The organism is Paenibacillus sp. FSL H3-0302, assembly GCF_037982245.1.
In the GTDB taxonomy this organism is placed as follows: domain Bacteria; phylum Bacillota; class Bacilli; order Paenibacillales; family Paenibacillaceae; genus Paenibacillus_AQ; species Paenibacillus_AQ odorifer.
On the sequence record NZ_CP150284.1, the window covers coordinates 2969004 to 2982813 of the forward strand.

16 protein-coding genes are annotated in these 13810 nt (G+C 42.5%); 14 read left to right on the plus strand and 2 right to left on the minus strand.

Annotated elements, in window-relative coordinates; genetic code table 11:
* Positions 1–109 precede the first annotated feature (109 nt).
* The 7 genes from MHH50_RS13080 (at position 110) to MHH50_RS13110 (ending at position 5810) form a co-directional block, all read left to right on the plus strand.
* Positions 110–448: a winged helix-turn-helix transcriptional regulator gene (locus MHH50_RS13080; RefSeq protein ID WP_036686390.1), complete on the plus strand. Its 339-nt coding sequence runs from the start codon at positions 110–112 to the stop codon at positions 446–448.
* Positions 449–475: 27 nt separating this feature from the next.
* Positions 476–928: a hypothetical protein gene (locus MHH50_RS13085; protein WP_081392446.1), complete on the plus strand. Its 453-nt coding sequence runs from the start codon at positions 476–478 to the stop codon at positions 926–928.
* Between the two features lie 221 nt (positions 929–1149).
* Complete coding sequence (locus tag MHH50_RS13090) at positions 1150–2166, plus strand: ABC transporter substrate-binding protein (protein ID WP_076280775.1); 1017 nt, start codon at positions 1150–1152, stop codon at positions 2164–2166.
* A gap of 13 nt (positions 2167–2179) precedes the next feature.
* Positions 2180–3196, plus strand: coding sequence for an iron ABC transporter permease (locus MHH50_RS13095; protein ID WP_076126037.1), 1017 nt, complete (start codon positions 2180–2182; stop codon positions 3194–3196).
* 25 nt (positions 3197–3221) lie between these two features.
* The gene (locus tag MHH50_RS13100; RefSeq protein ID WP_076279113.1) at positions 3222–4226 is read left to right on the plus strand and encodes an iron ABC transporter permease; all 1005 of its coding nucleotides are present in this window, start codon (positions 3222–3224) and stop codon (positions 4224–4226) included.
* 19 nt (positions 4227–4245) lie between these two features.
* Complete coding sequence (locus tag MHH50_RS13105) at positions 4246–5046, plus strand: alpha/beta hydrolase-fold protein (RefSeq protein ID WP_076280774.1); 801 nt, start codon at positions 4246–4248, stop codon at positions 5044–5046.
* An 11-nt stretch (positions 5047–5057) separates the two neighbouring features.
* The gene (locus MHH50_RS13110; protein ID WP_081392445.1) at positions 5058–5810 is read left to right on the plus strand and encodes an alpha/beta hydrolase-fold protein; all 753 of its coding nucleotides are present in this window, start codon (positions 5058–5060) and stop codon (positions 5808–5810) included.
* 63 nt (positions 5811–5873) lie between these two features.
* On the opposite strand, the gene MHH50_RS13115 is transcribed toward MHH50_RS13110, so the two are convergent.
* Positions 5874–6410, minus strand: coding sequence for an SRPBCC domain-containing protein (locus tag MHH50_RS13115; RefSeq protein WP_076280773.1), 537 nt, complete (start codon positions 6408–6410; stop codon positions 5874–5876).
* A gap of 51 nt (positions 6411–6461) precedes the next feature.
* Positions 6462–6794: a metalloregulator ArsR/SmtB family transcription factor gene (locus MHH50_RS13120; protein WP_076126043.1), complete on the minus strand. Its 333-nt coding sequence runs from the start codon at positions 6792–6794 to the stop codon at positions 6462–6464.
* A gap of 345 nt (positions 6795–7139) precedes the next feature.
* Between MHH50_RS13120 and MHH50_RS13125 the strand changes: the two genes are divergently transcribed.
* From MHH50_RS13125 to mnhG, 7 genes are all read left to right on the plus strand, one after another.
* Positions 7140–7778 (plus strand): universal stress protein, encoded by a 639-nt coding sequence (locus tag MHH50_RS13125; RefSeq protein ID WP_232061321.1) that lies wholly within the window; start codon positions 7140–7142, stop codon positions 7776–7778.
* A 127-nt stretch (positions 7779–7905) separates the two neighbouring features.
* Positions 7906–10770, plus strand: coding sequence for a Na+/H+ antiporter subunit A (locus tag MHH50_RS13130; protein WP_312147910.1), 2865 nt, complete (start codon positions 7906–7908; stop codon positions 10768–10770).
* Complete coding sequence (locus MHH50_RS13135) at positions 10770–11105, plus strand: Na(+)/H(+) antiporter subunit C (protein WP_036686402.1); 336 nt, start codon at positions 10770–10772, stop codon at positions 11103–11105. Before MHH50_RS13130 ends, MHH50_RS13135 begins: the two co-directional genes overlap by 1 nt.
* Complete coding sequence (locus MHH50_RS13140; RefSeq protein WP_076183579.1) at positions 11102–12580, plus strand: Na+/H+ antiporter subunit D; 1479 nt, start codon at positions 11102–11104, stop codon at positions 12578–12580. Before MHH50_RS13135 ends, MHH50_RS13140 begins: the two co-directional genes overlap by 4 nt.
* A gap of 4 nt (positions 12581–12584) precedes the next feature.
* Positions 12585–13058, plus strand: coding sequence for a Na+/H+ antiporter subunit E (locus MHH50_RS13145; protein ID WP_076126047.1), 474 nt, complete (start codon positions 12585–12587; stop codon positions 13056–13058).
* Positions 13058–13351 carry a Na(+)/H(+) antiporter subunit F1 gene (locus MHH50_RS13150; RefSeq protein ID WP_036686407.1) on the plus strand — a complete coding sequence of 98 codons (294 nt, stop codon included), beginning with the start codon at positions 13058–13060 and terminating at the stop codon, positions 13349–13351. The genes MHH50_RS13145 and MHH50_RS13150 overlap by 1 nt, the downstream gene beginning before the upstream one ends.
* Positions 13326–13724 (plus strand): monovalent cation/H(+) antiporter subunit G, encoded by a 399-nt coding sequence (gene mnhG / locus MHH50_RS13155; protein ID WP_076126049.1) that lies wholly within the window; start codon positions 13326–13328, stop codon positions 13722–13724. The genes MHH50_RS13150 and mnhG overlap by 26 nt, the downstream gene beginning before the upstream one ends.
* The last annotated feature ends 86 nt before the right edge of the window (positions 13725–13810 follow it).

The following is a 13810-nucleotide window of genomic DNA, read 5'->3' on the forward strand; positions in this document are numbered from 1 at the left end:
AGCTATAAAATATAACCTGCACAGTACGCACTTTTCTCGTACTAGGTACGATTTTTCGTACTAGCTGGTTCGAACATACAGTTATATAACTATCGAAAGAGGGGATCGCATGGATTTGCTGGAGCCGAGATTAACCGGGGTTCTTACAACACTTGAAAAGATCGGTGGAAAGTGGAAGCCGCTCATTTTATTTATTTTATTGATAGATGGCACAAAACGATTTGGTGAACTTAGACGGATTATCCCAGATGTCTCCCAAGGTACGTTAGCTAAACAATTACGGGAGCTTGAAGAGGATCAGCTTATCGACCGGGTGAGTTATCATGAGCTTCCACTCAGGGTGGAATATAGTATTTCAGAACATGGCAAATCCCTAATTACAGTTTTGGATAGCATGTGTGGCTGGGGTAGGATGCATAAAGAATATTTGAATAATACAAATAAGTAGAGGGGGTGCATTATTATTCATACTATTTTGCAGGAACCAACGGGTCAGACCTACAAGACGCTGGTACAGGTAGCTATGGAAGTATGTGATGAATTTATTCTAGTAAAACGTGATCAGATGGAGTTGGAGCCAGAAGGATATGAACTGCTTGAACAGCTGGAACCTTTTCTCAAAAAGGTCATAAAAGATGACTATTGGCCGGGGACTCGGCTTATGGGGCATTATGCAGATGTTTATTTTTTTGATTGTTCACCTGAAGCGGTCAATATTCTTTTATCCTATTCCACCAGCTTGTACTCGTGGGTACAGACCAGGCTGCCTGATGATCTTTGTTTTCTAAAACAGGGACAACCGTGGCTAATCAATACAGCCCATGAGAGAGAAAGCAATTTGCTCACTGATGTGGATGAGGAACTTAATAGACTAGAGGCGTGCGGATTGTTGTTCCGTGACTTATCTGAGTTTTATAACGCTGATTAAAAAAAATGGACTCATATTTATAGTGCAGAAGAACCCGCAGTTGGTGCGGGTTCTTCTGCATGTTCACTAATCATTCAACGCAACTGTTAAATTACAAGATTTCATATAATCAAAGAAAAGTATTGATAATTATTCTCATATGATTTAATATGATAACGATTCTCATTATCATTACTTTAGTTTGAAGAATGATAAATAAAATATAGATGGGGAGATTGATTATGAATCAGAAAAAATATTTATTAGCTGGGGTATCAGCAGTTTTAGCTTTGAGTTTGGCAGCTTGCGGTAACAATGAAAAGGATAAGACAGCTTCAGAAAAAAGCACAAATAATGCTGCAGTAGCAACAGAAGGAACTGCAAATAACAAAGGAAATGCGGCTCAGGAGGCTGTTGCCACTGAACAAACCGTTACATATTTGGGCAAGGATTATGTCGTGCCTGCAGAGATTAATAATATTGTAGCAGCAAGTCTCGAATCTATGGAAGATGCTGCCATACTGGGAGTGAAACCTGTAGGTGTACTTGCAATAGCTGATGCCATTCCAGGTTATCTGTCAACTGACCTAGCGGGTGCATCCTTAGTGGGGGATAAATTTGCTCCAAGTAATGAAGCGATTCTGCAACTGGATCCAGATGTTATCTTAGGGTCTTCCAAGTTTGGGGAAGATGTGGCCGGCGCACTTAATAAAATTCAAACGATGATTCCTTATTCACATATTTCAACAAACTGGAAAGATAACTTGCTCTTATTAGGCCAATTATCCGGTAAGACCACAGATGCAGAAAAAATTATTAGTGATTATGAATCTAAAGCTGCGGGTGCAAAGGCTGAAATTGGAGAAAAGCTGAAAGATCAATCCATTCTAGTCATTCGCATTCGTCAGGGCAGTATGTGTGTGTATCCTGCTGGCGTTTATTTGAATCCGGTTATTTATGAAGATCTGGGTGCTGCCATTCCTGAGGTGATCTCCTCTACAGAAGCACAAGCAGAGCTTTCATTAGAAGCTTTGGCGGATATTAATCCGGACTATATTTTCTTGCAGTTTGAGACTAGTGAGAATACTGATAATGCAACAGCACTTGATGATTTGCTCAAGAATCCGATCTTCAAAAGCGTAACTGCTGTCAAAAATAATCATGTGTTTGTAAATGCAATTGATCCGTTGGCACAAGGTGGAACGGCTTGGTCTAAAGTAAGATTCCTGGATGCGGCAATTGAAAACCTGTTGAAGTAAAACCGAAGGTGCGATGAATAAGATGAATACAAAAAATTGGAAAGTTATATTGATCCTATCAACTTCTCCATTATTCATCGTATTAGCAATGGTTGTATCCGTCTTATATGGTGTTAAAGATATTGGAATATTGACAATATGGCAGGCGATTACACACTTCGATGCTAATAATGTGGACCACAACATTATTATGACATCTAGATTTCCGCGTGTAATCGCCGCTTTATTAGTTGGAGCGGCTCTGGCTGTTTCAGGGGCGTTAATGCAGGGGGTTACACGTAACTATCTTGCATCACCATCGATTATGGGAGTAAATGACGGATCGGCATTTGTTATTACGTTGGCTATGGTGTTTTATCCGGGATTATCGAATGTTCAGATGATTATTTTATCTATGGTGGGTTCAGCCATCGGAGCAGGTTTGGTTTTCGGATTTGGTTCATTGGTTAAAAACGGTTTATCACCAGTCAGGTTAGCTATTATTGGGACTGTAATTGGTACTTTTTTAAGTAGTATCGCCTCAGCAGTAGCGATGTTTTTTCAAGTCTCACAAAATGTTAGCGTTTGGTATAGCTCGAAAATACATACCGTTAATCCAGATATGCTAATATTATCAGTTCCTTTTATAATCGTTGGACTGCTCTTGGCGGTTAGTATTTCTAAGTCAGTAATGGTTGCTTCCCTGGGGGATGAAACCGCGATTAGTTTGGGTCAACGAACAAAATGGGTGAAAATTGTCAGTATTATATCTGTTATATGTCTGACCGGGACAGCAGTAGCTTTAGTCGGCAAGATAGCCTTTGTGGGTCTAATCATTCCTCATATTACACGTTTTATCGTAGGTATAGACTATCGCTTTATCATTCCTTGCTCAGCGGTGATTGGAGCTGTTTTTTTAGCGTTTTGCGATGTCTTAAGCCGTTATATTAACTTTCCGTTTGAGACGCCAATTGGTGTTGTAACAGCCTTTATTGGCATCCCTTTCTTCCTTTATTTAATTCGGGTTAAAGGGGGAGAGCAGCGTGGATAGAAGTAAAGTACAGTTTAGCCGCTATATGCTGACACTATTAGTTTTTATCCTGTTAACCCTTGTGGCCGGGTATTTTCATCTTACGAATGGCGTGTTTGATATGTCTGTAATGGACGTGATAAAAACACTGCTGCGAATAGATCCTAATGCTAAATTTGACCTGGTTATTTTTCAGTTTCGGTTACCACGGATCATTATTGCCTCATTAGTAGGAATAGGTCTGGGGATGGCGGGAACTGTCATTCAAGGGATTACCCGTAACGGGCTGGCTGATCCAGGTATCCTTGGGATTAATGCAGGCGCAGGAGCTGCCATCGTTGCATTTATGTTTTTCTTTCAGATGTCGGGAGTTACTTTTTTTAAAGAAAGCTGGTTCTCGATACTAGCCATGCCGCTGTTTGGTTTTGTAGGTGGGCTTGCCGCAGTTGTCATTATCTTTATTTTTTCATGGCGGAATGGTGCACTCGATATGCAACGCTTGATTTTGACAGGGATCGCGATTAGCAGTGGTTTTGGTGCGTTGTCGTTGTATATTTCTCTGAAAATGAATGCAAGTGATTATGAGATGGCTGCGGTTTGGAGTGTCGGAAGTATTTACAGCGCGAACTGGACTTATATCATTACGATCGCACCTTGGGTGCTTATTTTAGGATTTATAATGTATCGAAAAAGCTATTTACTCAATTATTTTCAATTGGAGGATTCCAGTACAAAGAGCTTAGGGATCTCTGTAGAAAAAGAAAAGCTGATCTTTCTGTTATGCAGTGTGGGGATCGTAAGTGTTTGTGTATCTGTATCCGGTTCTATAAGTTTTATAGGCTTGATGGCTCCTCATATCGCCAGAAGATTAGTAGGGATTAATCACCGCTATATTATGTTATCCAGTGCAGTGGTAGGGATGTTTTTGCTGGTGATCTCGGATTATTTTGCCAAAACAATATTTCAGCCGGCAGAGTTACCCGTGGGTATAGTCGTTTCGATTATTGGAATTCCTTATTTCTTATATTTATTAGCAAAGTCAAGAGTGTAGGGGAGAGTGTACAGAAAAAATGACAACACAAGTAGAGCTCGAACACACAGAATCATGGAAACTTGAATCTCAGTATATGGGTTACACGTACGATATAAAGGTTTCTCTTCCCAGAGAAGCAGCACCAGAAAAGGGCTTCCCCGTGTATTACATGCTCGATGGTAATTCATATTTTCAATTGGGTCGGGATGTTGTGAAATTGCAGTCAAGAAATGCCCCGAAAACTTTTATTGCACCAGCAATTGTGATTGGCATTGGACATAATGGTTCAGATGAAGAGGTCTCTAAAAGAAGATTTTATGATTTCACACCTCCAGCGAAGCATTATGTATATCCGGACCGATTGAAAAATGCTGACATAGGTCCACATGGTGGGGCTGAGAATTTTTTGGCTTTTTTAGAATTAGAGTTAATGCCAGCAATCAACAAGAAATATAATGTGGATCAGTATAAACAAGCCTTGTTTGGTCACTCTCTCAGCGGTCTATTTGTCCTCTGGACGTTATTCACTCGTGCGGAGCTATTCCAGTATTATTTGGCCTCTAGTCCATCCATTTGGTGGAATGATCATGAAATCCTGACGTATGCGGAGCAGTTCTATAGCAAGGGTCAAGAGTTGACGGCCGATAAACAAAAATTATTGATTACCGTAGGAAGTGAAGAATCATTTATGGTCGATGACGCAGCAGATTTATTTTCAAAATTGAACGAGTATGCTTTGCCTAATTTAGAGGTTGAGCACTATGTCGCACCCAATGAAAATCACGCTTCTGTAGTACCAACGATTATGAGTAGAGCGTTTCGAGTGCTGAACTGTTAAGGAGTGGGGATATGACGCAAATGAGGGCAGGCGAGCTTGTGCTTTTTGAACATATGGATCGTCAGATTACCGTGTATTTACCGAAAGAATATCATCTATTTCCGGAGCGGATGCTCCCAGCGGTTTTCTTACAGGATGGAGATTTTTTGTTCAAAGAGGCGATTACAGCTATAGAGAAAGATGTAGAAGAGGGAGTAACAGAGCCGGTTATTTTTATCGGGATTGATTCTCAGCTGCGGAATGATGAATATACACCTTGGGAAATGCCTGCTCTTTTTAAGGATTGGTCCTTTGGGGGCAAGGGCGATGATTATTTGAATTATGTCTATCAGGATCTTGTACCCTATATCAAAAGCTCCTATCGCATCTCCAACGAGCCGGAGAAATTGGCTTTGGGTGGTGTTTCACTAGGTGGATTAATAAGTCTGTACGCGATGTACAAGACTGAAGCTACTGTTGGGAATTTTATATTGATATCTGCGTCTGTATGGTTTAAAGATTTCATTCATTTCATGGAGACTTCAAGACTAGATAGGGAATGCAGAATTTATATGTATGTTGGTGAACAGGAAGGGATCCACAAGACAAATGCCCAGAAGGACATGGTGCCTAACAGCAAACGTGCTTATGATATTTTAAAAGAGAAGATTGATGGAGCGCATCAGCGAGTGAAGTTTGAGACGGATCCGCTGGGCACGCATAATGACACGTTTTTCCTGCAATATTTTCCGAATAGTATCAGGTTCTTATTTCCAGCAAAATAAACATAGTAGGACGAGCAGGAGAGAGTATCCTTGCATCGTCCTACTTATCGTGTGATAGCTGCTCTAGTTATTCTTCTGTAAATTCTCAAGATGGGCGTCCAAATTATCGAAGGTTTGGGAAATCCCCTCTAAGATCCCCATATCAATCACTTGTTGCAAGGCTTCCGGAGAAGTGTATTTACCGGTATTCACCAGCTTCGTTTGACCCTCCAGGTCGATAAAATCTAGCTGGACAAGCGTTTCAGGCAAATCTTTTGAAATATTACCTTCTGCATCTGAGAATCCATCTGTATAAATGACTTGTTCTGGGACTGTAATTTCCTTATACAACGCCTTGCCCCAAGACTCCATACCGTAGAAATCCCCTTGATTCTTATCCACGCACTTCATGCAATAATGCCAAGTACCCCCTGGACGGAAATCGACATTACATACGGGAAGCGTCCAACCTTTTGGACCCCACCAGTGCTTCAAATGCTCAGCCTCAGAAAAAGCCTTGAATACTAGCTCACGTGGAGCTTGGAATACGCGCTCTAATACTAATGTGTTGCCATCAACAACTTTGGATACCACTTGGTTGGACGGGTTAGAATTTGTCATGGGATAGATCCTCCTCAAATTTGTTTGCTTCCTGCCAATTTCGACCTGAGGCTACGATTTATTATTGTTTTCATTGCTCTGTAGCTTTTGTAAATAATCATCCAGTCGATCGTATCGTTCTTCCCATATATGGCGGTAGGAGTCTAACCAATCGTCTATTTCCTTAAATGGATCAGGACGGAGCTTGCAAATGCGCTTGTTAGCAACAGCTTGAACTTCAATTAAGCCCGCTTCACTAAGGACGCGCAAATGCTTGGACGCTTGAGGCTGCCGTAGCTGAAGACTTTCTGCAATCTCCCCAACGGTTAGAGGATTCTCGCGTAATAGTTCAACAATCTGCATGCGGTGGGGCTCAGCTAAGGCACTCATAACGTTAGTATTCATAAACAAGGATCACTTCGATTCATTAAATTCATTCGCATCTCTATTATGACATACTGTGGTTGAGCGGCTCTATAGCGCCTCCTTTTTGGTATTTCCTGTTTGTGATGATAATATACCACGGAGGGAATATTCCTGTAAAGGAATATATAATAACCATTGTATGACAACTGCTAGAGAAGGGCATGATACAAGCATTAAAAAGAAATATGTTCCATGATAACCAACAAACTTTACAAAAAACATAGGAATAGATATAATTAAGTATAACTTATCGGGTTTTAGAATTACGCAAGGGGCCTAACGCCAGTGGGCTCCTTTTGTATTTCTTGGCCATGTTACAGGAGGGTGAAGGTCATACACAATGAAAAGATTATGGTTTGTGTTCATTATGGTCCGCATGGGGAGCGTTTAATCCGGCGTGGTGTCCAACTATCTGAAATTATAGGGGCGCCATTGTTTGTATTAAATGTCGATAGTTCGGATATTGATGAATATAATCAGAGCAAAGAAATGTATATGACGGTCTGGAAACGTCTTGCCGATGAAGCTGGCGCTGAGTTTATCATTCGGAAACGTGAAGGCCGAAAAACAACAGATATTATTGTAGAAGTTGCTGAAGAGAATGAGGTCACACAGATCGTCATTGGACAATCTGCTCAAACTCGGTGGCAGGAGCTTACCAAACGTAATTTCATCAATGAACTCATTGGTAAAATGAAAATGATGGATCTGCATGTCGTGGCTGTGCAGCGGATGCGTGCAGGGCTGGAAGAAACCCATGAGGAAGGCGTTATCGCTTACCTGGTCAAAAACGGGGCTGAGTACCAGCTCAGTGATGAACCTCAGGGAGAGTATTCGCTTAAGGGAAAGTTCTTTCACGAACTACACACAGAATTTGAGAACGGTTTATTCAGAATTGAGCAAGAAGATGGAAAGGCTAGATATCTGCATATTTGTGATGGCACATTGACCGATTCTTTATAATCGGGCTTGCCCTTATCAACATTGGGGCCTTGTATAAAAGGCCCTACCAATCATATGATCTTTGGCTTTTGGTAAAAAAGTAAGTACTAAAGTTCACAACTTGATAAGCTCAAGTGGAAAAGGAGGACTGCCTTTGCTGCATGTAATCATACTTGTTCCGTTTCTAATGGCCTTAGTAATCGCACTTTTGTCCAAGAGAGCACCCAACCTTCATAGAGGATGGCTTGTTTTCCCTGGTTCACTCGTTTTGTTTGTTTATTTCTTAACCCGGATTCCCGTTATTAAAGGTGGAGATTTGGGATATGAAACCATTTCATGGATTCCTTCACTAGGAATTGATTTGGTTTTCCATCTGGATGGATTAAGTTTGTTGTTTGCTTTGCTAATCACTGGGATGGGTAGTCTTGTAATTATCTATTCAATTTATTATCTGGACCGGCGAAAAGAAGCGTTAACCCCTTTTTATATTTATCTAATGTTGTTTATGGGGGCGATGCTTGGCGTTGTGCTCTCGGATAACTTGATGGTGTTATACGGCTTTTGGGAATTAACAAGTGTTTCGTCATTTCTGTTAATTGCCTTTTGGCATCGGCGGCAAAAATCGCGGTATGGTGCTCTCAAATCTATGTTGATTACCGTATTTGGTGGTTTAGCGATGTTTGCCGGCTTTTTAATGCTTTATGTAATGACAGGCACCTTTAGTATCCGGGAAATTTGGAGTGAGGTTGGCGATATTAGCGGGCATGCTTTATTTATTCCGGCGATGCTACTAATTCTCTTAGGCGCCTTCACCAAATCAGCTCAGTTCCCGTTTCATATCTGGCTGCCGGATGCCATGGAGGCACCGACACCCGTCAGCGCCTATCTGCACTCGGCAACGATGGTTAAAGCTGGATTGTATCTTGTCGCCCGTTTCAGCCCTGTTTTTGCGGGGCAATATGAGTGGTTCTGGGTTGTGTCAGGCGTCGGTTTGATCACCTTGATTTATGGCTCCATCCAGGCGATGAAGCAGACGGACCTGAAGGCTCTATTAGCCTATTCAACGATTAGTCAACTTGGACTGATTATGGGATTGCTGGGAATGGGATCGGCAGCGGCATTTTATGTAGGGGAAGATTCAGTCTTTTACACTGCTGCAACAACAGCGGCTATCTTTCACCTTATTAACCATGCCATCTTTAAAGGCTCTTTGTTTATGATGGTCGGTATAGTTGACCATGAGACGGGTACCCGCGACCTGCGAAAGCTGGGCGGATTGATTTCCATTATGCCGGTTACCTTTACGGTAGCGATGATCGGCAGTTTCTCGATGGCTGGTTTGCCGCCATTTTCCGGGTTTTTAAGTAAAGAGATGTTTTTTACGGCTGTTCTGAATATCCGAAACCTGGATATATTGTCTATTCCCTCGTTGTTTACGCTCTTCCCGGTTTTGGCCTGGATTGCCAGCGTGTTTACTTTTGCATACAGTATGATTTTGGTTTTCCACACCTTTTTCGGAAAATATCAGCCTGAGAAGCTGGACAAAAAACCGCATGAAGCCCCATTTGGACTTCTGCTTGCCCCGTGCCTGCTAGCAGTGCTGTCTATATTTATCGGTTTTTTCCCGAATATATTATCCAAAACACTTATTATCCCTGCAATGAATGCTATTCACCCTATCTTGCAGACCGGAGAACCCTTTGTTGTGAATATTCATTTCTGGCACGGCTTTACACCAGAAATATGGATGACACTTGGTGTTGTGATTCTTGGTATTATTGTATACCGAATCTATGGCCGCTGGAGTCTGGTCGATAAAGAATGGGGCAGTGGCTACACTTTAAATCAAGTCTATGACGGAGTAATCCGGCTGGTCGAGAAATCGTCTAGGGCGTTGACTGGCATCTATATGACAGGTTCCATGCGCCATTACTTGATGTATATCTTCGCTTTCCTGATCGTAGCCATTGGTGGAGCCGTGTGGTATACCGATGGAATAACGCTTGGGACAACTGAATATGCTCCGTTTTCTTTGTTTGAAGTTATTGTTGTTATGGTTATGCTTGTGGGCGCTTTGGCTATCCCCTTTGTTCGTTCCAGAATCACAGCCATTTTGTTAACAGGAATGGTTGGTTATATGGTTACTTTACTCTTTGTTCTGTTCCGGGCACCTGATCTGGCGCTTACCCAGATGATTGTCGAAGTAGTATCCGTTACATTGTTCCTGCTATGTTTTCGGCATTTGCCTAAGCTGGAGAAAGAGCCGCTCAAACTTCGGTCCCGCTTGCCTAAGCTAATTATTTCCATCGGGATGGGAATAACCATGACATTGGTTGCACTTGCTGCTTTAGGCAGTAGTCCGTTCGAATCCATCTCGAAATATTATGTGGAGAATAGCTATACCTTGGGTGGCGGTAAAAATATTGTTAATGTTCTGCTCGTTGATTTCCGCGGCTTTGATACCATGTTTGAAATTACAGTGCTTGGCCTTGCCTCACTTGCTATTTATTCCATGATCAAACTGCAGTTGGATACGGATGGAACTATTGCCCCACTGAAGCGGGCTGTGAAGGATAATAAACCACGTTCTTCTGTAAGTGATGATGTGTTACTACAAGCGGTAGCTAAAGTAGCCTTCGTTATGATACTAATATTTTCGCTTTATCTGTTTTTCGCCGGACATAATAATCCGGGAGGCGGATTTATTGGAGCATTGATGGCATCAGCCGCATTGGTACTGCTCGCCATTACTTTTGGGATTGATATGGTTGAGAAGGTATTGCCTATCGACTATCGTAAGTTAATCGCGGTTGGGGTATCTGTAGCTTTTCTTACAGGAATAGGTTCGTTTTTATTCGATGTACCTTTTCTGAGCCAAGCGTTTGGCTATTTCCAACTGCCACTTATGGGCAAAACAGAACTGACTACAGCAATGTTCTTTGATCTCGGTGTTTTCTTAGCTGTTATTGGTGTCACTATGAATATCATATTTACGATCGGGAGGGATAGCTAATGGAGCTTATTATTGCCCTGGCGATCGGTGTACTGTTTTCCGTAGGTGTTTATCTAGTTCTTTCCAAAAGCTTGCTGCGCATCCTTCTGGGAACCACTTTAATAACGCACGGCGTTCATTTGTTGTTACTGACAATGTCTGGCCTCAAGACAGGTGCTGCACCATTGCTGGGTGAGGAAGCGGAAGCTTATGTCGATCCTTTGCCGCAGGCGCTCATTTTGACCTCTATTGTAATTAGCTTTGGAGTAACAGCATTTTTTATTGTTTTGGCATACCGGACTTACCGCTCGACGGGTACCGATGATGTGGAAGGAACCAAGGAGGAGAGACGATGAACAACTTGTTAGTGCTGCCTCTGCTGATTCCGGCCATTACGGCAGTTATACTCATTTTTCTGAAAGAACGAGTACGTCTGCAACGAATCATAAGTGCCGTCAGTGTGTTTTTAAATATCTTTGTTGCAGGATTCATTGTGTATCAGGTAAATACAAACGGTATCCAGACCTTATATATGGGGGGATGGCGTCCACCTTATGGCATTGTGTTTGTTGCCGATATGTTTTCGGCATTGCTCGTGTTGACTGCGGCCATTGTTGGCGCGGCTTGTCTGTTTTTTTCCTTCGCTAGCATTGGGGAAGACAGGGAACGGTTTTATTACTATCCGTTTTTCCATTTTTTATTAACCGGGGTATTTGGCTCTTTCCTCACCGGGGACCTGTTTAACTTGTTTGTCTGCTTTGAGGTGCTGTTAGTTGCCTCTTACGCTTTGATCGTACTTGGTGGGTCCAAGGGTCAACTGCGAGAGACATTAAAGTATGTATTAATTAATGTGATTTCCTCTTCCTTGTTTGTGGCGACGATTGCTTATTTATATGCCGCGACAGGAACACTGAATATGGCGCATCTATCTATGCGTGTAGCAGAGGCGGGACAAGGCGGTGTAATGAACGTCATTGCGGTTCTGCTGCTAATTGTATTTTCGATTAAGGCAGGTTTACTGCTCTTTTTCTGGCTTCCCGATTCTTATAGTGCACCACCATTGGCTGTTAGAGCCCTGTTTGGGGCTTTGCTAACCAAGGTCGGATTGTATGCAATTACTCGTACCTTTACTTTGATTTTTATTCAAGAACCGGGACTCACCCATACATTGATTGCCTGGATGGCGGGGGCGACGATGATACTTGGGGCAATCGGGGCATTGGCATACAACGATTTGGGCCGAATATTTAATTATAATATCATCATCAGTGTAGGATTTATTGCTTTTGGGATCTCTGTCGCGACTCAGGATTCGTTAAATGGTGTAGTGTTTTATTTAATGCATGACATGGTTGCCAAAGCATTATTATTCTTTCTGGGTGGGATGATTATCTCAGCTTCAGGCACTGACCGCTTAAAAGAAATGGGTGGTTTAATCCGACGTTATCCGTGGACCGGCTGGATGTTTTTTGTACTGACTTTGGCATTGGTTGGTGTTCCGCCCCTTAGTGGTTTCGCTGGAAAAGTGATGATGGTGCGGAGTGGATTTGGCGAGAATCACGTGGCTCTGGCGCTGATTGCACTTGCATCCAGCTTCGTAGTGTTATATTCCTTGATCAAGGTATTCCAGCAAGTGTTCTGGGGTGGCGAGAAAAGGGAAGAACAAGTCAAACCGCTTCATTATAAAGCTATGATGGCACCGGCAGCTGTTCTGTTCGCGATTGTAATTCTGATGGGTGTGGGTGCGGAGACGGTAAACGGACTTGTCAGCCAAGCCGGAGCTGTACTGGCTGATCCAGCACTATACATTAACGCTGTCATGAAGGAGTGATACTATGGCTTTTCAACTATTATTGAATTTCATGATAGCATTCCTGTGGATGTTCCTGCACAATGACTGGACTGGGCCACGTTTCGTCATTGGTTTCTTGATCGGTATCCTCATTCTGCTCGGAATGCGACGTTTTTGGCCCAGATTATATCTAGGAAAAGTGTGGGCAATTATTAAGCTAATCCTGTTGCTGCTGCGGGAACTGGTCGTTTCAAGTTATGTAGTAGTAAAAGCTGTTCTGAGACCGGAGCTTAATATACGTCCGGCAATCTTGAAATATACTACAGAGCTGAAATCGGATTGGGAAGTGGCTACTTTGATCACATTGCTCTGCCTTACTCCCGGATCTGTGGTACTTGAAGTATCGGATGATAACCGGACTTTGTATATTCATGCCATGGATGTTGAGGATCCCGCACAGTTCAGAGCGAATATCCGTGACACCTTTGAGCGTGCGATATTGGAGGTGACCCGTTAATGATCCATTTTATTCTTATGCTCTCGCTTACGATTATGGCGCTGGCGATTGGTGTATGTGCCTGGCGGTTGTTGAAGGGACCTTCTTTGCCCGACCGGGTAGCGGCACTGGATACGATTGGAATTAATCTGTTAGCCATGGTAGCCGTTCTTTCTGTTTTACTCCGAACGCAGGCTTTTATCGAAATTATTTTGTTAATAGGCATTCTTTCCTTTATCGGCACGACGGCATTTGCCAGATACATCGAAAGGGGAGTGGTGCTTGAACATGGAAATGATCAAGACAGTCGGTGAATTGCTGTTTGCCTTATTAATACTGATGGGGGCATTGCTTAGTGCTGTAAGTGCTTATGGTCTGATTCGGCTGCCTGATGTTTATCTGAGATCACATGCTGCTGCCAAAAGTGCCACCCTTGGTGTTTTATGTGTTCTGAGCGGGGCCTTTCTATATTTTGCATTTTTTCTAGATCATATAAGTGCTAAGCTGCTACTGGGGATTGTCTTTGTATTTATGACCTCACCTTTATCTGCGCATTTGACGGGCAGAGCTGCTTATCGCTCAGGGGTTCCCTTATGGAATCGCAGAATTCAAGATGATTTAAGAGAGGTACTGGAGAAAGAAAAAGCTGTAGCAGCATCCCCTGAACGGGATGTGCCTCAAGAATAAAATCCATGAAATGGTGATCTGCGATTTCGGATTACAACAATAAGTTTGGATCGCAATAGCTAAAAAGCAACAACCCTGCATGAAAA